15 protein-coding genes are annotated in these 19,202 nt (G+C 52.9%); 9 read left to right on the top strand and 6 right to left on the bottom strand.

What is annotated here, in order from left to right:
* Nucleotides 1-60: 60 nt before the first annotated feature.
* The 6 genes from SH467x_RS01410 (at nucleotide 61) to SH467x_RS01385 (ending at nucleotide 8,025) form a co-directional block, all read left to right on the top strand.
* Nucleotides 61-3,441, top strand: coding sequence for a protein kinase domain-containing protein (locus tag SH467x_RS01410; protein ID WP_482369532.1), 3,381 nt, complete (start codon nucleotides 61-63; stop codon nucleotides 3,439-3,441).
* Nucleotides 3,442-3,528: 87 nt separating this feature from the next.
* Entirely contained in the window at nucleotides 3,529-4,653 is a 1,125-nt protein-coding gene (gene gcvT, locus SH467x_RS01405) for a glycine cleavage system aminomethyltransferase GcvT (RefSeq protein ID WP_482369531.1), read from the top strand.
* Entirely contained in the window at nucleotides 4,650-5,036 is a 387-nt protein-coding gene (gene gcvH / locus SH467x_RS01400) for a glycine cleavage system protein GcvH (protein ID WP_482369530.1), read from the top strand. The genes gcvT and gcvH overlap by 4 nt, the downstream gene beginning before the upstream one ends.
* A gap of 64 nt (nucleotides 5,037-5,100) precedes the next feature.
* Nucleotides 5,101-5,925 carry a lipoyl protein ligase domain-containing protein gene (locus SH467x_RS01395; protein WP_482369529.1) on the top strand — a complete coding sequence of 275 codons (825 nt, stop codon included), beginning with the start codon at nucleotides 5,101-5,103 and terminating at the stop codon, nucleotides 5,923-5,925.
* A 138-nt stretch (nucleotides 5,926-6,063) separates the two neighbouring features.
* Nucleotides 6,064-6,741 carry an FHA domain-containing protein gene (locus SH467x_RS01390; protein WP_482369528.1) on the top strand — a complete coding sequence of 226 codons (678 nt, stop codon included), beginning with the start codon at nucleotides 6,064-6,066 and terminating at the stop codon, nucleotides 6,739-6,741.
* Nucleotides 6,742-7,023: 282 nt separating this feature from the next.
* Nucleotides 7,024-8,025 carry a DUF6807 domain-containing protein gene (locus SH467x_RS01385; protein ID WP_482369527.1) on the top strand — a complete coding sequence of 334 codons (1,002 nt, stop codon included), beginning with the start codon at nucleotides 7,024-7,026 and terminating at the stop codon, nucleotides 8,023-8,025.
* Here SH467x_RS01385 and SH467x_RS01380 read toward each other — a convergent pair.
* Complete coding sequence (locus SH467x_RS01380) at nucleotides 8,006-9,091, bottom strand: FAD:protein FMN transferase (RefSeq protein WP_482369526.1); 1,086 nt, start codon at nucleotides 9,089-9,091, stop codon at nucleotides 8,006-8,008. The genes SH467x_RS01385 and SH467x_RS01380 overlap by 20 nt on opposite strands.
* A gap of 355 nt (nucleotides 9,092-9,446) precedes the next feature.
* Here SH467x_RS01380 and SH467x_RS01375 point away from each other — a divergent pair, with 355 nt between their 5' ends.
* Nucleotides 9,447-10,880, top strand: coding sequence for a hypothetical protein (locus SH467x_RS01375; RefSeq protein ID WP_482369525.1), 1,434 nt, complete (start codon nucleotides 9,447-9,449; stop codon nucleotides 10,878-10,880).
* Here SH467x_RS01375 and SH467x_RS01370 read toward each other — a convergent pair.
* Nucleotides 10,877-12,787 (bottom strand): ABC transporter ATP-binding protein, encoded by a 1,911-nt coding sequence (locus SH467x_RS01370; protein ID WP_482369524.1) that lies wholly within the window; start codon nucleotides 12,785-12,787, stop codon nucleotides 10,877-10,879. The genes SH467x_RS01375 and SH467x_RS01370 overlap by 4 nt on opposite strands.
* Nucleotides 12,788-13,030: 243 nt before the next feature.
* On the opposite strand from SH467x_RS01370, the gene SH467x_RS01365 reads away from it, so the two are divergent.
* Both SH467x_RS01365 and SH467x_RS01360 read left to right on the top strand, forming a co-directional pair.
* Entirely contained in the window at nucleotides 13,031-14,302 is a 1,272-nt protein-coding gene (locus SH467x_RS01365; RefSeq protein ID WP_482369523.1) for a glycosyltransferase family 61 protein, read from the top strand.
* 58 nt (nucleotides 14,303-14,360) lie between these two features.
* A complete protein-coding gene (locus SH467x_RS01360; protein ID WP_482369522.1) occupies nucleotides 14,361-15,671 on the top strand; it encodes a glycosyltransferase family 4 protein in 1,311 nt (436 codons plus the stop codon).
* A 22-nt stretch (nucleotides 15,672-15,693) separates the two neighbouring features.
* Here SH467x_RS01360 and SH467x_RS01355 read toward each other — a convergent pair whose 3' ends face one another.
* From SH467x_RS01355 to SH467x_RS01340, 4 genes are all read right to left on the bottom strand, one after another.
* On the bottom strand, nucleotides 15,694-16,689 hold the full coding sequence (locus SH467x_RS01355; protein ID WP_482369521.1) for a hypothetical protein: 996 nt from the start codon (nucleotides 16,687-16,689) through the stop codon (nucleotides 15,694-15,696).
* A 14-nt stretch (nucleotides 16,690-16,703) separates the two neighbouring features.
* Nucleotides 16,704-17,141 carry a hypothetical protein gene (locus SH467x_RS01350; RefSeq protein WP_482369520.1) on the bottom strand — a complete coding sequence of 146 codons (438 nt, stop codon included), beginning with the start codon at nucleotides 17,139-17,141 and terminating at the stop codon, nucleotides 16,704-16,706.
* A 590-nt stretch (nucleotides 17,142-17,731) separates the two neighbouring features.
* Nucleotides 17,732-18,382 (bottom strand): class I SAM-dependent methyltransferase, encoded by a 651-nt coding sequence (locus SH467x_RS01345; RefSeq protein WP_482369519.1) that lies wholly within the window; start codon nucleotides 18,380-18,382, stop codon nucleotides 17,732-17,734.
* Nucleotides 18,345-19,043, bottom strand: coding sequence for an NTP transferase domain-containing protein (locus tag SH467x_RS01340; protein WP_482369518.1), 699 nt, complete (start codon nucleotides 19,041-19,043; stop codon nucleotides 18,345-18,347). The genes SH467x_RS01345 and SH467x_RS01340 overlap by 38 nt, the downstream gene beginning before the upstream one ends.
* Nucleotides 19,044-19,202: the final 159 nt, after the last annotated feature.

Raw genomic sequence — 19,202 nt, 5'->3', positions numbered from 1 at the left:
CGGCTCCAGCAGAGCGGGTCTACCGCTGGTATTCTGTTGATTGTTTCCGTAGATGTTTCTATGAGTCTTACTGAGCGCCCAGGAAATGAAGACGAACTGTTGTTCGAGGAGTTGTTGCAACTCGAAACAGAAGGCGAGCGGACGACATTTTTAAATGAGCGTTGCGCCGGCAATCCAGAATTGCGGGAGTGGTTGGAATCGCTTCTGGAGGGGTATCTTCAAAGCGACTTCATGGAAAAGCTGCCATCGTCGTTAGGTCAGATGATGGACGTTCCGCAGCGGCTTATCGGCAAGGCGGTTGGACGATTTGATATACTGGAGGGGCTTGGCTCAGGTGGGATGGGGGATGTCTATCTGGCCTGCGATCGCGAGGATCGAAAGCAAAGGGTAGCGATCAAAGTGATCAAGCCGGGTATGGATAGCAGGCAGGTCATCCGCCGGTTCGAGTTGGAGCGACAGGTTCTCGAACGGCTAGATCATCCCAATATTGCGAGCTTTATCGAATCGGGGACGACCAGTGAAGGGTATGTCTATTTCGCGATGGAGTATGTCCCTGGAATTCCTCTCGATTCCTTCTGCGATCGCATGCGATTAAGCGTTCGCGGTCGTGTGGAATTGGCCATTCGAATTTGCCAAGCGATCGCGCATGCGCATGAGAACGGGGTTATCCACCGAGACTTGAAACCGACCAACATCCTGGTTTATCAGAAGCGTGGGGTAGCGATCCCAAAGGTGATTGACTTTGGGATCGCGAAAGCGTTAACAACGGACCAGCATCAATCGGTTCATCTAACCTTTGCTTCCCAATGGGTTGGCACGTCGCGTTACGCGAGCCCGGAGCAACGGAACTGGGCGTCGGATGTCGATTCCCGTTCGGATGTTTATTCTCTCGGGGTGATACTGCTCGAGTTGTTGTTTGGTTATTCGCATGACCCGACCATGAGTTCGAGTGGATCGAAAAGCAAATCGGGTTCAGGAAGCGGAACCCATCGGCCTGCGTTGTCCGATGCGGTCACGGAGCACGATGTTCGTGAGCAAGTCAGTGACGTTATTGCCGAGGCGCGGAGATCGAGCGTTCGCGAGTTAGCTGGATGGCTCCGAGGTCCGTTGGGGTGGATTGCCTTCAAAGCATGGAGCGACGAGCGAGACTTGCGGTACGACTCCATCATTGCCCTGCAATCCGACTTGGAGGCTTGGTTGAACGGGCATCGGGTGAAGGCCAGACGTCCTCGCGTTCTGCGGCAGTCTAAGATGGATTGGCGCTCATTGGCCTTGGCGATTGGTTGTTGCTTGATCATTTTGTTTGGGGTGTTGTGGCGCGGGGAGGTTTGGCCCTGGGTTGGATCGCAACAGTGGAGTTTGGGAGCAAAGAGGGCGTTTGCGTTTGAAATCAAAGAAGCGTTCACGGCCATCGAACAGGGGAACGATTCTTTCGTTGCCCGTTTGTTAGAGAGCGAGGATCGCACCCATCAGAAATCGCATTTGGGGTTCGTGGTTCATCTTTTAGAGGAATACCGCAATGCGAGTCATGCACCTCCCTTGATCCGTGCACGTGGCTGGCGGTCCTGTTCGACACACCCGTCTGGCAAAGTGATTGCGACCGGTACTCAGGATGGGAGCGTGGTGCTGATCGATCGTCAGAATGGCCAGAAACTACAGGATTTTAAAGTAGCGGATGTCGAAATCGCATCGCTTGCCTTTTCGCCCAATGGAGTTTGGTTAGCGATCGGCGCGAGGGATGGAGGTGTCCGAATTTGGAGCACGGAATCGCAGTCGATACGGCATGTGTTTACCAAGCATGAGAACACCGTCAGTGCATTGGCTTGGTCGCCAGATAGTGATTGGTTGTGCTCAGGGGACCGTTTCGGGGCTATTGAACTTTGGGACGTGATGCGATTACGAAGCAAGGGGACGATGCACCCGAGGGGTGACCAAGACATGTCCGTTCGCGAGCTGGCTTGGTCGCCCAATGGGAAATGGATTGCGGCCGCGACGAAGAAGGAGGGGACCATTGTTTGGCCAGCGCATCAGATGACCTCGCTGTATAAGGTTGGGGATGGGGATTCGACGGGAGTAAGTTTTGCACCAGACAGTAAGTTTCTAGGGACGACGAACTATGAATCGAAACTCACGGTCATGTCCATGGAGACTGGCGAAGTGGAATATGAGATGACGATGCCGACGCCGATGTCGACAGTGCAGTTTTGTTCCTCCAATGCGTTGTTGGCAGGGGCCCATGGTGGAATGCTGTATGCGTTGACCCGGGCGAACGCCACCAAGACCTGGTTTATTCAAAGCCGTCTTCAGTTGTATGGTCAAGAGGAACGCCTCGAGGTCTGTGATTGGAATGACAAACAAGGAATGTTTGTATTCTTTACGCTGTCAGAGGAGAGGGATTGTCTGGTTCAAGTCGTTTCTCAGAGTTCGATATTTGGATACAAAAACTCAAGTAGCGGACTGCATCCGGTTGGTGTCGTTGTACAGAAAGGTTTGGTTCTCTCGCTCTCTCGAGATCGCGATCGATTGATATGGAGCGATATGAACAGTGGGGAAGTCCTGAAGGATACGCAGGCTTTCTCCGGTCAAAACGCACCTTTTGCATCGGATCGATTTGGAAAGCTTGTTGCCATTGCCGGAGATGTTGGGAGTTTGCGAAATCGAATCGTTCAAATCTTTGACTGCGGAACGATGGAACGACGCACTGAGTTGGAGTTGTTGGATTGCGAGGTCGCGAACCTAGCATTTTCTCCGGATGGGAAGACGTTGGCAATCGGATGTCAAAAAGGGGAGCTAAGGCTTTGGGATTTTGGTAGCGATCGCGTTCGGCGCGTCGATTTGGGGGATTTCAAAGACCGCCCCGTACAACCTCTTTACAGTCCCGACGGTAGCCGGTTGGTTGCCATCGCCTTGAATCATGAACGGTTGCAAGTATGGGACTCACGCGGTGAGAGGCGTTTTGGGGTCGTCGAGTACCCGCTCCATTGCAATAGAGGCATCTTCCATCCTGACGGGAGATTGTTTGTTGCGAGGCAGGCAGAGGTCTCCATCGTCGATGTAGAGAAGATTGCTGAGGTCGATACGTTGGTTTGGTCCCCGAACGGAACGCTGCATTCCACAAAAGATGATGTCGATCATTTGGCGTTGAGTCCAGACGGTTCCGTGTTGGCATTGAGTATCGGGCCTCGCATTCATTTGTGGGATTGGGAAACCAAAACCAGGTTGAAGATTTTGGGGGTGCCAGCCAGCGGGGATGACGTTTCGCGTGTCAATCGATGGCTGAGCTTCGTCAGCGACAGCGCGCTGATTCACGCTGGACGCCACGAGGGATTTATCACCTGGATAGGGGCCAATCCGGGGCTTTGTCCCCCGGCCATTCCCTCCCCTTATCAACGGGATGTGAATGTCTCTGCGTTCAGACGAATCGAGTCGTCTTCGGAGTAGTCGACACCTGCATATTGCCACCTCCGATCGTCCTGTGTTATGCTTCTCGCCGTAACCATCCGATCGTTGAAAAGGTAAATTGCATCCATGAGTCCCCGGCTCGCTTCGACCCCATTGCATTCTTGGCACCAATCTCAAGGCGCTCGTATGGCGGAGTTTGCGGGGTATGAGATGCCCATTCAGTACGAGGGGATCGTGGCGGAGCACGTCGCGACCCGGACAGCGGCGGGGCTTTTTGACATCTCGCACATGGGACGTCTGCGGTTTGATGGCCCCAGAGCCGATCAGCTTTTGGATCGCCTGCTCACTAGGCGAGTGATGGATATGCAGGTGGGGCAAGTCCGTTACGCCTTGATGTGCAACGACGAGGGTGGGATCCTCGACGATGTGCTCGTGAGTTGTTTGGAGAGCCCGAGCGGCAAAGTTTATTTTTTATTGGTTGTCAACGCGGGTAACCATCCCAAGATCTCGGAGTGGATCAAGCCGCACTTGGCTGATTTTCCGGATGTCGAATTCTTTGATGCGACCGAAAGCACTGCCATGATTGCCGTACAAGGGCCGATGGCGTTAGAGATTTGCAAACCGCTATTGCCACAAAGCGCTCTGTCGTTGGGGTACTACAAAGCCAAGGTCACCGATCAGATGAGCAAGCCGTGTATTGTTTCTCGGACTGGCTATACCGGTGAAGATGGCTTGGAACTGATCGTTCGTCGGGAAGATGCTCCGCGTGTTTGGGAGAATATTCTGCTGGCTGGGCGCGAACACGGAGCCAAGCCGGCTGGTTTGGGGGCTCGAGATACCCTCCGACTTGAAGCGGGCATGCCGCTATATGGTCATGAACTCGACGAGTCCATCCATCCGTACCAAGCTGGTTTGGGATTCGCTTGCAACCTTCAGGACCGTGAGTTTATTGGTAGCGATGCCCTAACTCGGGTGAAATCGCAAAGTCCTGCCGCCGCACGTGTCGGATTGAAGCTGGCTGGAAAACGAGCCGCCCGCCAAGGGGCTTCGGTACTCGACCACGATTCGCGAATCATCGGAGCCGTTACCAGCGGCAGTTTTTCACCGACCCTCGATTGCCCGATTGCCATGGCGTATATTCACCCCGACCTCGCTCAGCCGGGCGCGGAATTGCAGGTGGACATTCGAGGCTCGATAGTCCCTGCGACCATCGTCCCACTTCCCTTCTACAAACGAACGAATTCAAAATGACGATCAAACCTGAGCAACTTCGATTTTGCGAGTCTCACGAATGGGCATGGGTCCAAGGTGATGTGGCGACGGTAGGTATTTCTGCGTTCGCTGTCGCCGAGCTAACCGATTTGGTCTTCATGGCGATGCCCAAGGTGGGGCAAAAGGTGACGGCCGGAGAAGAGTTTGGCGAGGTCGAGAGCGTGAAGGCCGTCAGCCCGATGTACAGCCCCGTGTCGGGGGAAGTCATCGAGGTCAACGACGCGTTGGCCAACCAATTGGAGACTCTCAATACCGATCCCTACGATGCCGGCTGGATCATGAAAGTAAAGATATCCGACGCGGGTGAGCTTGATCGACTGCTCAGCTGGGAGGCGTATCAAAAGCAGTGTGGACAGGCCTAAATTTCTTGGGTTGGGTAGCTTTCAGCGACAGCGAACCAGCGGCAATGGTTCGCGAAAGGTTACTGTGGCCAAAGTGCATCAAGGTGCCAAAGTGCTTCCAGGTATAGTGCGATGGGATCCTCCGCAGTCCGGGGAGATCAACATGCAGATCGACAATGGGATGCTCGCGGAGCTTCAGCCCCATTCGCCGGTCGTGTTGAGGATATATCGCTGGTCCTGCCCGACTCTTTCGCTGGGGCACTTTCAAGAGGAAGAGGGGATCCCTTTTGAGGAGCGATGGGCGAATGCCCCGCGAGTCCGCCGCAAGACTGGGGGTGGGGCGATCCTCCACGATCTCGAGTGGACGTACAGTCTCGTGATTCCGTCCCGCCCTGAAATTGGACTCAAGGGCCATAGCGAGGCGATCTACAGGGCAACCCACCGATCGATTGTGGACGGTTTGCGGGAAATGGGGTGGGAAGCCAAATTGTCGGAGCAGTGCACTTGTTCGGTCGCGGCAACGAGAAAAGTTTCCGAAGTGGAGCCTTTTCTCTGCTTTATGCGCAGGTCGCCTGTGGATGTCTTGATCGGCCAGGATAAAATACTAGGTAGCGCGCAGAGACGCAGTGCAGCGGGCTTGCTCCAGCACGGCAGTTTTCTTTTGTCGGCCTCCGCGTTGACACCTTCCTTGCACGGACTGTTCGATCAATCGCGAAACTCATCCGGTGCGATCGGGTTAAAGTCAGAGGTCGCAGGGGAAAGAGCCGAGACGGATTGGGTACGGGCTTTAGGTCCTTCCGACGCGAATAGTATTGTTGACTTTGCATGGCGATTTTGGGGAGAATGGCTGGCCGAGAGGCTAATGGCTGGTATCGACCAAGTGATCGCGTGCAAGTGGGATGACGCCTGATTCCAAGATTGGCAGCGATCGGCCATAGTGCATGGTGGATCGTGTAGAATGGATCTTCCTAGATCGGGTCGCTGAAACGATTTCGGCCGCGTCGATCTACCGAAGGACGTTGAAACGGGAGTGAAAAGAGGAACGGCAATGCAGATTATCTTGAAGGTTTTGTCGGGAACACATGAAGGGAAGGAAATCCCTATCAAAGACGAAAAGTTCTTGATCGGCCGTAGCGAATCTTGCCAGCTTCGTCCGAAGAGCGAATCGATCAGTCGAAAACATTGCGCGTTCGTCCAAAAAGACGGACGCCTTCTCCTGGTCGATCTTCGTAGTCGCAACGGGACCTTCGTCAACGACAAACAGCTTTCCCCGGACAAGGCAAAGATCCTCAAGTCGGGCGACAAAATCCGCTGCGGGCAGCTCGAATTCGAGGTGAGCATCGAAGTCGGCATCGCCAATTCCAAGCAGTCGGAGGTTGCCAACGTCAAGCAGGCAGCCGAGCGAATGACGGAACAGACGGGCTTTGACTCCAAGGAGAGTTTCGACATCAGCTCCTGGCTATTGGAGGCCGATCAAATCGATCGCAATGTCCCAACCGTGCCAACCGAGCAGGAAACGCGTCAGTTCACGATGGAAGACACGACACGCGTTGAGGCGAGCAAGCTGGAAGAGGAAGAAGAAAAGCAAGCCGAAGAAGATGGCAAACCCCGAAAGTTCGAGAAACGAGAACCCATCAAGCTTCCGAAGATGAGCTCCGGTCCAGCCACCAAGAACACCAAAGACGCAGCCTCCGAGACGTTGAAAAAATACTTCGGTGGTCGCTAGCACGGGAATGGAATCTCCCGGTTTCACTCCAAAGAACGGTTTTGCAAGGGCTGGATCCTCCAGTCCTTTCTTTTTTTGGGCCCATGCTTTTTGGCTCGGGATCGTTACCCGATCCCACCACCCCTCCCCTTGTTGTTCAGCCAACTTCCCCTGGGTACTATGAAGCTCCGTCCAACCGTCTGCTGTGCCTCTCCCCCAGTCCTCCTATCCGGGAACAGATTCATGCTGCTTCGACGATATAACCCACCCTGCATCCGCCTCCTAATCGCTCTATCGATTTCCATGTTGAGTCTTGTCGGCTTCGACGCACATGGACAAGATCGCTACAAGATTGAGAAGAAAGAGGGGCGCGTCGATATCCTTGACCAAGGCAGTTTGGTTACTAGCTACCACTTTCGATCGGGATCGAAGCCGATCTTATGGCCCTTGATTGGGCCTGATGCCAAACGGTTTTCTCGCGAATACCCGATGGTCGCTGATTCGAAGGATGAAGAGCATGACCATCCCCACCATCGCTCCCTCTGGATGACCTTTGGAGAAGTCAATGAGTTTGACCTTTGGGCCGAAGGAAAGGGGAAAGGAACCGTTTGTCAGGTGGGAGATCCTGAGATCCAAACTCATCGCGACCGCATTGTGATTCGATCCAATCACCTTTGGAAAGGGGGCTTGAAGGACGTCAGTTCTGTTTCGACGGAATTGGGGGCAGGATGTTCCGATACGGTTCCGACGCTGGCGACCTGCGAGTCGACCTACGTGATTCGAGGAAACTCCGACGAGAGGATCATCGATTGCTTTTACCGACTCCACGCAAAGATGGATTTGCACTTTGGAGATACAAAAGAGGGAATGTTCGCAATTCGAGTCCCCGAACCCATGCGGGCGGACAAGCGAGGAGGACACATTCTCAGCAGCGAAGGCCGCGTGGACGGCGCGACTTGGGGATTCCCAGCGAAATGGGTCGATTACTCCGGAAAAACGCTTCGCGATGATGAGAAGAACTATGGCATTGCAATCCTCATTCACCCCGATAGCTACCGGAGCGATGGGCGCTGGCACGTTCGCACCTATGGGCTTTTCGCTCACAATCCGTTCGGTGTGAAGGACTTTCCGAAAATGGACCAACCACCGGCGAGCGATCAAGTGGGGGGCTATCACCTCGCATCGGGTGAAAGCCTCTCGTTTGCGTATCGCGTGATCTTGCACCGAAACGCATTTGACAAAGCCACTGGCGATTCCAAGTGGAAATCGTTTGCTGAAGCGAAAGTTAACGAGTTGGCTCGTTAACAACTTTGTGCACCCAAGTTCGGAGGTGAGGGGTCGTTTCGTTCTCGGGAAGCCACATATAGTAGACTTCCCGAATCGGCATGTTTTGGGATAGGCGGTAACTCTCCTCGTATCCCATGGCGGCCAAAGCCGTCGCGCCGGCGTCGGCGTCGATCGCCTTTTCCGCAATCACGGTGACGCTTCTACGCTGTGAAACCGGTCGCCCGCTGCGCGGATCAAGTATGTGTCCGTAGCGAACTCCGTCTATCATTGCAAACTGGTTCAAATCGCCGGACGAAGTGATCGATCCGTTTCGCAATTCGATATTCATGAGCGGTGAATCGCCGACCTGCAGACCCGCGACGGCAATACTCCAACCCTCGCGATTGGGAGGCGGATCACTCACGATGATGTCCCCACCAGCATTGATCAATGCGCTGGAGATACCGCTTTCCCGAACGGCAAGCATCATGTCATCGAGAAGCAGCCCTACCGCTAGTCCTCCTACATCGAGAGACAACCGAGGGCCATCATGCGCGATTGTCATCGTTCCCTCGGCATTGTCTTGCAATTTGATATTTTCCCAAGTGCTTCGATGCAACGCCTTTTGGATGGCATTGGGATCCGGAAGAATTTGAGAGCGGCGAGCGCGAGCCCAAAGCTGGATTGCATCGCGTTGTGTGGAATCAAACGCACCTTCGGACCATTCGAACCACTGTCGCGAGCGTTGAATCGCATGTGTCAGGACTGGTGAAACCGAGCGTGGCGAGCCTGAGGGGAGCGATTGCAGTTCATTCACTTCGCTATCCTCGATGTAGTGGTTCAAGGGAGACGAGTGACGTTCCAAACGTTCGATTGCGCTTTCGATCGCAAACCGTGCGGCATCCAAACTATCCGCATAGAGAACCATGTCCAAGTTCGAACCCATGGCTTGCGTGCTGGTCTCGAATCGCTTGAGGCCACTAGGTTGTGACACAGTAGGTTGTGACACAACCTCCTGCGAGGGAGATTGAGCGGGAGATTGCGGTGCGCGCGCTGTTGCAGCGATGAGGCAAATGGAAGCGGAAATCCAAAATGGAATCTTCATAACGGAGTGGAAGGTTGGGCGTACGAGGGAAAGGAACGGAAAGCGGCGGCCCTTCGACAATCTTAACAGGACTAATCGTTACGTTCTGCAAAAAGCTTGAGGGTCGGGTAACCCCAATGGCTTGGGCAAGAAATAGGGACTTGTGAACCCGTAGCGATGAATGTTTGCGAGTGCCAGTTCGATAACAACATTACTGCCGTTGCGTACGAAGGGATCGGACAGACGGCCCCCACCCTAAAAACAAACCCATTCCCTAGTTGTTCGACTCGACGTGGCCACGGATGGCTGATTCAGCCTCCGCGCTGAGTCAGCTATTGGTTGGTCCTCCGACTGCGAACGGTATCGAGGCCAATTCATGCGTTTCATTCAATTTCGTCAGCTCCTCCGCGGTCTCCTTGCAGCGAGTCTTGCAATCGCAGGAACCTCGGCAGACATCGCGTTCGCTGGGATTCAAAACACGCGATGGAATCAAGTCTGTTTTCTCAACGATCGCGAATACGATCTCTGGGAATCCGGATTTTCCGGTGATCCCCTTTCCTGCACACTGGAGGGTGCCGCTTGGGAGTTTGAGCTCGACGATTGCATTCGTGCCGATCGCTTTCAGTTGGATCGACAAGTCGCCTTCTCGCTCCTCCATCACCATCTGCCGCGATTGCATTGCTCGGCATGGATTCACGGCTTTCGAACGACCGGAGATGGCTTGGGCACATGGTTAACGCGTCAATATGAATTGGGCCGGGCTGCGGGGGGCCAACTGTCCAAGATTGCACTCGCGGTCGGGACGGTATCGCCGTCGATCTCCGCCCCTGCAGTCGACGGTTTGGTCGGTGCCTCGTTCCCAGAACGAGAGCTGGACGGAAACCTGTTTGTGTATGTCTTCGAGGAAGAGTTGGCCAGCCCTGTGACCCATTCAGAGCAGCCCAACGAAGATCAGCTCATCGCCGAGCAACCCAGCGCCGAGCAACCCAGCGGCGAGCAACTCAGCGGCACTCAGCTTGTCGCGGATGGTCCGGCATCCCCGGCCTTGGTCGCCAATTTCGACTCATGCTTTGCCGAGTCCCACTTTGCGAATGCGATTCCCGCCATCCAGTCAGGTATCACAGAGGAAAGTGTAGCGTCTGAAATCGTTACAGAGCCACACAGCCAGCAGCCAGTGGAAGAGTTGGGGCAGAGGCCACCGGTGCTCGAAGGTGATCAGTTGGCGCTTGTGGAGAAGTCCAGCGAACCCGACAGCTGCATGGGGCTTGGACACTGCACCATCCCCGGTTCCGAGACTCCAGCTTTGGAACCGGTATCCACGGAGATAGTCGCCTCGGAGGAAAGCGTCATGCTCCGAGATTGGATCGCACCCGATTGGAACATTCGTACATGGGAACTGCGTACGCACGGACCCCGATATGAATACAAGTTGGAAGGGTTTGCTGCGAAGCCGATGTTCCCACCCGAGGGGCTCGTGCTGGACTATGCTCCATCCAGTTCGGCGCAATCCGGTGTTGAGGAGTCTCTCGTTGAGGAGTCTTATACCGAAGCCCCTTTGGTCGAAGACACCTACATCGACGCCTCTCCCTTCGAGGCTTGGTTCTCCACGGCTTGGAATTCGATGGTCACCGGAGTCTATGACCGACTCACTGGATGGGAGCCGGCAGCGCAAGAGTTGAGTGTGCAGTCGACTCGAATTGTATCGCGGAAGCTCAAGCACTTAGGGATGTTGTTGATCCAGTCGGCGGATCGATTGGACCAAGCCGCCATTCCCATCGGGATTGCGGGGCGTGCAGGGACACAGCGCTAGGCTACAGCTTGGAGGGAATGGGGAGTTGACTCCAGTTTCCCTCGTTGAAGCGTGTAGACTTCATCCGCGAGTGCAATGAGGGCTTCGCGGTGTGTGATGATGATGATAGTCATGCTCCCCTTCATTGTTTGAAGGGTTTCACGGATCTGGATTTCACTCGCCATGTCGATCTGACTAGTGGACTCGTCCAGGATCAAGATTTCAGGTTTCCGCAGGATAGCCCGAGCGAGAGCGATGCGTTGGCGTTGTCCTCCGCTCAGCTTTTGCCCACCTTGCCCCACGATGGTTTGGTATCCATCGCTGAGTGCATCGGTGATGAAGTCGTGGGCATGGGCCAGTTTCGCCGCCTCGATGGTTTCTTCTACGGTCGCGTCGGGCGATCCGTATTGAATGTTCTCCATGACCGTCCGATTGAAGAGTTCGGTACTTTGGCTCACCAGCGCGATGCGACCTCGCAAGTCGCGAAGGGAAAGGTTCCGAATATCAACTCCACCAAGAGTGATCGCGCCGACAGTCGGATCGTAGTAGCGGCACAGGAGTTGGATCATCGTAGATTTGCCGCTGCCGTTATGCCCAAGGAGAGCGATCGTTCGACCGAAGGGAATATCGAGTCGAATATTCTGAAGGATCGGGTGCGACTCGTTGTAATGAAACGAGAGGTTCTGAATGGAAAGTGTATGAGCATTTCCTGGTAATGGGGTCGGGTTTTCCGGATCCTGGACATTGGGTTTGGATTCGAGAATTCCGTAGATCATGTTCGCAGCCATCGCGCCGCTGTAAATCAGGATGGAAACCCCCGAAAGTTTGCGCAGCGGATCGCTCGCGCCGATCAAGAGGCCGAAGAAGATCAGAAGTTCGGTAACTGAAATGGGGGTGTCTCGGATCTTCAAAAAGAAGATGTGCGTTTCTTGGTTGACGACGAGATAAGCCCCCGCGCAAACGGTGATCGCCACCATGCCAACGCCGACCAATTCCGTAAAAGGTTTGGAGAGCCCGGAATAGAACGTCATGCGAAGACCGATTCGCTGCATATCTCTTGTGCATTCATCGAACCGCACCTTCTCTTTCGGCTCCATCGTAAAGGCTTGGACGGTGAAGATGTTATTGAGGGCTTCGAGCAAGACTTCGTGGAAGCCAGCGTTGCGCCCGAGAATAGAGGCTGCGATCGAGCGGATTTTTCTGTTGAAGTAGACGATGACCGCGACCAAGACCGGAGCCAGGACAACAGAAAGGAAAAGAAGTCTCCAGGAGATGAAGCAGGCCAGCACCAGGCAAGAAATCACACGCAGCGGCTCTCGGATCAAGATTCCGAAGCAGGCGAGAAGACCGGCCGAGAGTCCGTCGGTTGCGGAGGTGATCGAGGCGAGCAACGTGCTATTGCCCACGGATTGGTGCTGAGCTTTGTCCATTTGAAGCGATTTCGCGAAAATGCGTCGACGCAGATCTCGAACGATCGAGGTGGAGGCGTAACCGAGCAGCATATCGCTGGTTAGCATCAGCACATGCTTAAGAAGGGTTGTACAGACCAGTACTCCCATAATGGAGCAGATCGTCAAGAAGGGATCATTAGGTAGGAGAGTTTTGGCCCACTCCAATTGCCAAGTCTTGGATCGGAGGGATTCTTGAAGGTTGGCGACCTCGGATTGAATATTGGCCTGTTGTACCGGGGGCAGGTTGACGTCCTGCAGCAGAGCTTGTTTGGCTCCGATCTCCGATTCGATGGAACTCGCTTGTTTCTCGAGGTAGGTCTGAATCGATTCGTTTCGCAAGGTGATTTCGATCACCGGCGCCAAAGCTGTAATGTTCCCACCCCAGAGCAATGCAATGCCGATCGAGCAGAGCGTCGCGAAAGCAATAGCTGGGGCCAGGTGGATCGATTCTCGAATAGCTTTGAAAAAGTTTTTCATACGGATCTTCGGACTTGCGAGTCGGGATTTACATCTGGTGTATTACCAAATTGGTGCCCCTGGTTGAAAGATCGAATCCACTGCTCGCATCCGAAACGGAAAGAGGGTTTGCTAGCTTTCGTGACATGGGGATGTGACGGTCGAACTCACTTTGTGTTGACTTCGAGGGGTGAATTTTTGTAGGAAAGCGTTTGGACGACCGTGACGGAAATGGAACACTTTGGGAAAAGGAGGCGATAGGTTATGAGCAAGCTAACGCGATATCTCCAAACCCGTTTCCAGCCGCTGATTGCGGCATATCTATACGGAGCGGACGAAAAGCATTTTCCAACCGAGGAATACAGCTTCACCGCCAACGGCGAAGTCGAAAACGTGAGCAAACTGCTGACCGAGACTTCTTTACCGGAAGCTCCCATGACAGAGCCGAGATCTTTGAGCGGCACGATCGTCGAGTTTCGTGAGTTTATGCAGCGAGAGCTTTCACCCAGTGGGCTCGTCCAGTTGGATCGTGAATTGAGGTGTACGGCGAGAGTGAATCCTCCTGCGATCGTCGCAGCGTTCGAGAGTGGACGGGTTTTGCACTCGTGTGGGGCCGTAATCGACCGTCGCAATCGGCTGGTTTCGAACATGTCGAGCATCCACAAATGGTCGGACGTTCCAGGTAATCCGTTGTCTCGCGGCAAGCTTTCGTCGCCGAAAAGATGTAGCGGAACGGTGGCATGCCTTACGGGCAGGTCCCACCAAAATGTCTTTCACTGGTACATGGATATCCTCCCGATGCTGCGTCTTTATGAGGCGAGCGGAGTGAAAATCGATAGATACTACGTCCCAACCAAGTATCGGCATCAGCGTGAGTCACTTGAGCGATTGGGAATCGACAGTAGCCGCATCGTGCACGCCAAGGCGGAGACGCATCTCGAATGTGAGAACCTTGTTACAGCAAGCTTCGAGGGAGGGAGTCTCAATCGCTATCGAGTCGAGGCCGCTCGCCAGCTCCTACGAAACCAGACGGACGGTCTGGCTTATAAATCGCCAAGGCGAATCTACATATCGAGGCGCAAGGCAAGAGTGCGTCGAATCGAGAATGAGGCAAGTGTCGTTCGGACACTCAAGAAATTCGGTTTTCAGCGATACTGTCTTGAAGACATGTCGATTGCCGAACAGGTGACGTTGTTTGAATCCGCTACGATGGTGGTTGCTCCGCACGGTGCAGGACTGACTAACACATGCTTTTGTGCGCCTGGGACCGTAGTCATGGAGCTAAATACCCCTGTTCGCATCTCAAGTTTATTTTTGAGAATCGCGAACGTATGTGGATTGGAATATCACCTGCACATTGCGAAGCCGTGCAGGATCAAGCACTTTAATCCCGAAACCGCATTGGGTGATTCGAATCTGTTGGTAGATGAAGCGTCCCTTGACCAAGCCGTACGGTCGATTCTAGACGGTTCTCGGACACTTCTCTACAACTGCAGCGATCTCGTCGAGGGGACAGCAATTCGATGGGCATCGTAATGTTCCATATACCTCCTTGTGATACACGACGCTGGTCCGGAATCGAGACTGAATCGAAATGACTATTTATATTGACGGATCGCACACCTTCTGCACATCAAGAAATACAGGAATCGAACGTGTGGTTCGAAAACTGGCCTCGAATCTGGAGATCATCTCCGCAGAGCAGAACAACGAACCCGTTCGCCGCGTTATTCATTATTCGGGTAGTTTTGCAGTTCTCACGAAGGGGATCGAAGAGCAATTGACGCGAGTCGCTGCTTTTGAAGCGAATCCCGCCAATCAAGTTCCGCGGGCAATCAGGCAAGTATTCGAATTATCCACTGGATTGATACGAAATAGAAAGTGGCGAAAGCTCGTATTGCCCGATCCGTCTCATTTAGGAATCTATAAGCTTCCCTATCAAATTGTTAAATTCGCCGTAACTAGAAAATGTCTTGGTCGAGCGGAGAAAGTGCAATGGCGTCCTGGGGATCTTCTCGTATTGCCTGACGCGTATTGGACGCGACGGGATGTTTGGGACAGCGTGGCAACGGTTCGAGAGTGCGGGGCGAAAGTTGTAACCGTCTTTTATGACCTTATCCCTCTGACGCACGTTGAATTCGTGGGTGGAAGACGATCGGAAAAGTTCAGGCACTACGTAGAGCAATTGCTCAAAAGCTCCGATCAAGTGCTTGCTATTTCAAAATCTGTTCAGCATCAACTCATTGAGTATGCAAATGAAAACTGGGGTTCAGCTGAGGGCTATTGCCGGAAAATAGACTCCTTTCCACTTGGCGCTGATGTGCAAGAGGCTGATGGCGTTATTCGGTCGGAAGTGAAATCCTACTTTGAATCTGATGACGGTGGCGGAGGCCGGGCCCCCTACCTAGTCGTGGGTTCACTTGACCCACGCAAGAATCATCAGCAAGTCATCAAGGCCTTTGAGTATCTGAAGAGTCAGGGAAATCAAAGACGTTTATGCTTTATTGGGCGAGCAGGTGGTTTGTCTGGCCCCTTGTTGGATCTTATGTCCGCAAGTTCGATTTTTCCAAATCATTTAAAGCACTTCACGGATCTCTCGGATTCCGAATTGCAGTTCGCGTACCGCAATTGCGAGGCGGTCATTATGCCATCAGTTGTCGAGGGGTTCGGACTGCCCATCGTCGAAGCCCTTTGGTATGGAGCCGATCTTCTCGCGAGCGATATTCCTATTCACCGCGAAGTGGGTGGAGATCATTGCACCTATTTTCCGCTTCACGATCCTGTAACCCTAGCGAATTGCCTACTTTCGGCTGAACGAGGGAGAGGAGTTGTTTCCATACCGTACACACCAACGACGTGGAAAGAGAGCACCGAAGCGTTCTTAAGACTCTCGAAATCAGCTTAGTGACTTGTTTCGCTCTTCCGAATCAGGTATCCGTGATGAGCGATTCGACGAACCGGAAGTCAAATGGCTCAATACGCCGTGGAAGCTTCGTGGCCCCGGCTGATTGGATGAACTCGTTAGACATGGGATGTCTTTCTTCGTATGGATGCCAAATCAGGTCTGGAAAATCGACCATCTTCCTACGTTTATCGCCCGGCTCCCCTCCTTCCTGGTCTAGCAAACAAATACATGGCTTGCCCATCAGATACGCTTCGGCGAGGATCGACGATATCGAGTTACACATTACCACGTCGGATGCTTCGATCAGATCGATAGAGCTAATATTTGCCGGAATGATGTTGGCTCCAGTGACTTCCCGAATCCGGTTCTCAAGAGTCTCGATTCCTTTCCATGCTGGCAGCTTCACGTTGATGGCGGGTGATAGGATGGGACGTAGATAGTCTACAAATCCGTCGACTCCATACTTAAGTTGCATGTGTTGAATGATGGTAAGAAACAGGCTAGTTCGAATCTCTGATGGAGCAAACGCTATCGGAGTTTTACTTCTATTTTGCTCACGGTATTTGATCCATCCTGCCTGGTGGACTTGCGTTCCAACACCTGCCGCGAGAATCAAGTCCTTGGTGGCGACCGGCGCAAGAACATGATCATACAGGTCCAAGAACTGGAGCTCATTGAGATTGGAATCGCCAAATGGGGCCAAGAGATCATGAGGGACGAATATGGATGACCTGGGCTTCAATAGTGGAAGGATTTCGACAGGGGCAAGGTAATTTGGATAGAGTTTTGCAAATACGGGAGCAACCATCTTCGCTGTGCGGAGGGTCAAGGTCGTGTGTGCAGATGTCAGATAGACCGTTTCGCAAGCTGATAAATCGCTTAATAGTGATCTCACACAACCTCGGACCTTCCCGAAATCAAGTTCGATGACTTCAAATCCTCGCGAACGCAAGAATTCCGCAAGATCAGCCAAAACATATTCTGAGTCGACTCCAGAGGTTACGACTTTCGGCTTCATCGTTGCTTTCATAGTTACTCAACGGCTGCAGAGAGTTCCTGGAGATTGAACTGATTGCCTCGCATCCGCATCCCGTAAGAAGCGGTTCGAGGAATGCGATCATCGTATGCCCAGAGGACTCTCTCGTTGCCAATCTGCAACTCGACTGTATCCGGACCTACTATTAGCGAAATGCGAACCGACTGCCTCGGCTTTCCACGCACGAGAGGGAAGTGTGTGTATGCAATTCGCTCCCAGCCACGATGACAGCACCACAGGGACACTTGTGCAAATGGTTCTGCGTAGGTGTCTATCATCGCCGCGTACATATTGGAATCGCCTGGACCATTGTGACAGGCCACCAATGCCGCGAAGGCTCCGGTAGGCATTGGATTGTCCCAGCAGATCTGTCCCGTCACATTGAGTTTGCTCCAACTGGCCGCTTTGATGCTTAGCAATTCTTGTATTGCCAAACCTATTTCCGGATCGTCACTCGAAGATACTCCTCCGCTCTCATGATATAGCAAAGGTGTTCCATACAAGGACCAGGGATTTGGTATGACAAGGGGCAAGGCGTAGCGACTGGCGATCAACCCAAACGGAAATGACGAAGACGAGGTGGCGGGTGTCGAGCTTTGCAGCTCGAATTGACCATCTGGAAGCCCCGAAACCGAAGAGCAATCAAAATTGGAGTGCTTGTTTGGGTGACATTCTGCGATCTCATAGAACCCAACACGATGCAGCAACCTTCGTAGCTGCCAAACGTTCAGATCTAGTGCGTGGATGGCGAAAGTGGTTTGTCCAGAACACATCCTGCGTATCGCTTCCACAGCGGCACGATTGTCAAAGATGAGTTTTGAAATCGATGGGCTTGCAATTCCTATCCGTGCAAATCTCCGTTCACCTAGCTGATAAAGGGCATTGTTAAGATCCGTCGCATTATCGATGGTCTCGATTATGGTAGAATCATTCTGTATGGGGGACTGGCTCGGTTCTGAGGCTGTCAGAAGAAGTTGACAGCCGTCCCATAAACTCCGTTGCTGATAGAAATCCATGGTTGCGTCTAGCAGTTTGGTTTTTTAGAACGCACCTTACGACATTCGAATGCATAAAAGTGCGTGTCGGACCAGCGATTGATATGGTTGGGATAGATGTCGAACAGCTGGGTATCGAAGTGCTGACTCAACAGTCCCTGCTGATTCTCAACTGATGGGTAGCGTGCGTGATAATTGCACTGCAACTCTTCTGAGAATTTATCGACGACAATCTCCTTCTCAATACCACATTGGTTTTTGACAATGAAGACCCCATCGGCGGCAAGCATGGTTGCACAATTTTTGTATAGGGATGCTTCGGCCTCGACGGTCAAGAAATTGACAACCCCGAACAACAATATGGCATCGAATCGCATGTCGACAAGAAAGGTCGCTGCATCACTACAAACCGTCTCTAACTTTGCGTCTATCGGAGCACGGTTTAGGAAGCCTTCGAACTTGTCGACCGCGATGATGCGCGAAGCGATCGGTAGCAGCTCTTGGGCAAGAGTGCATGTGCCAGCGCCCAAATCGAGGATATGTGCATGAGGTGGCAATCGCTCTGTGATGAAATCAACGTCGATTTGAAGTCGACCATCATTCCTGTAGTTTGTTGCAAGTCTCGGATCGGCAACCTTTGTTCTAGCCTGCCAAAAGTCTTGAATTTTCTGTAAGTCCATAGCTCAACCTCTTCTTGAAGACGTCTTTCATCATCGCAGACCAGATAAACGGAGCTTGCCGCAAATCCTCAGCTGTGTCGACTTCCACCGTTCGCACACAGACGGTAGTCGCAGGGAGAATACAGTGCATCATTTCGAAGACATTTGCTTTTCCATCGGGAACTTCCTGGGCGTCGAAGTTCACAAGTCCAGTCCATTCCCAAGGCGTTCGCTGTTGAAAGGAGAATGATTGGCAAGCCCCCGATTCGGTTAAATGGGCATAGACGGGTTGCGCGGAGAGCACGGGCGTTACGCCAATTGCATCTGTTTGGCATTCCACCATCCTTCGGAAGTCTTCTGGATGAACGAGCAAATCTCCGTCTAGCGATAGAACTCGTCCGCGAACATCTGCCTTTCCTAGAGAAAGGCTAGCAGCCGTTTTGGTAGTGGCCCAATCCGGATTAGTGAGGACCTCGATGCTTGGAAACAAGTTCTTCGCGATTTTGGCTACTTCATCACCCATGTAACCTACAACGATTTTTATCCGATCACTTGGAACACACATCTCACTCAATTGCCAATCCAAAATTCTACGTGTTCCAACACGGACTAAAGACTTGGGTAGTCCCATCCCGAGGCGTGATCCGCAACCAGCAGCATTGATAACAATAGTCGTTTGCATTTATCCACCTTTACCAACGGAAATTGCTAAACGGGAGGGGCCCACTCTCGTGCTCCCGGCCAAAGTAGGAGCATGTGATAATAATCATTGACGCGTTGCAAAATGTCCTTTGCAAGCCTGTCTTGTCAAACTGCCGTCTCTAATCCTTGTTCGCATTCG

Origin of the sequence: Brakhagea slesvicensis (assembly GCF_052161625.1) — a bacterium.
In the GTDB taxonomy this organism is placed as follows: domain Bacteria; phylum Planctomycetota; class Planctomycetia; order Pirellulales; family Pirellulaceae; genus JBKCUI01.
The sequence above is the reverse complement of the archived record's forward strand: the minus strand, read 5'-3'. Positions and strand labels throughout refer to the sequence as shown.

Coding starts and splice junctions, on each gene's coding strand:
- SH467x_RS01410 (WP_482369532.1), top strand. CDS start 61: ATGAGTCTTACTGAGCGCCCAGGAAATGAAGACGAACTGTTGTTCGAG.
- gcvT (WP_482369531.1), top strand. CDS start 3,529: ATGAGTCCCCGGCTCGCTTCGACCCCATTGCATTCTTGGCACCAATCT.
- gcvH (WP_482369530.1), top strand. CDS start 4,650: ATGACGATCAAACCTGAGCAACTTCGATTTTGCGAGTCTCACGAATGG.
- SH467x_RS01390 (WP_482369528.1), top strand. CDS start 6,064: ATGCAGATTATCTTGAAGGTTTTGTCGGGAACACATGAAGGGAAGGAA.
- SH467x_RS01385 (WP_482369527.1), top strand. CDS start 7,024: ATGTTGAGTCTTGTCGGCTTCGACGCACATGGACAAGATCGCTACAAG.
- SH467x_RS01380 (WP_482369526.1), bottom strand. CDS start 9,091: ATGAAGATTCCATTTTGGATTTCCGCTTCCATTTGCCTCATCGCTGCA.
- SH467x_RS01375 (WP_482369525.1), top strand. CDS start 9,447: ATGCGTTTCATTCAATTTCGTCAGCTCCTCCGCGGTCTCCTTGCAGCG.
- SH467x_RS01370 (WP_482369524.1), bottom strand. CDS start 12,787: ATGAAAAACTTTTTCAAAGCTATTCGAGAATCGATCCACCTGGCCCCA.
- SH467x_RS01365 (WP_482369523.1), top strand. CDS start 13,031: ATGAGCAAGCTAACGCGATATCTCCAAACCCGTTTCCAGCCGCTGATT.
- SH467x_RS01360 (WP_482369522.1), top strand. CDS start 14,361: ATGACTATTTATATTGACGGATCGCACACCTTCTGCACATCAAGAAAT.
- SH467x_RS01355 (WP_482369521.1), bottom strand. CDS start 16,689: ATGAAGCCGAAAGTCGTAACCTCTGGAGTCGACTCAGAATATGTTTTG.
- SH467x_RS01345 (WP_482369519.1), bottom strand. CDS start 18,382: ATGGACTTACAGAAAATTCAAGACTTTTGGCAGGCTAGAACAAAGGTT.
- SH467x_RS01340 (WP_482369518.1), bottom strand. CDS start 19,043: ATGCAAACGACTATTGTTATCAATGCTGCTGGTTGCGGATCACGCCTC.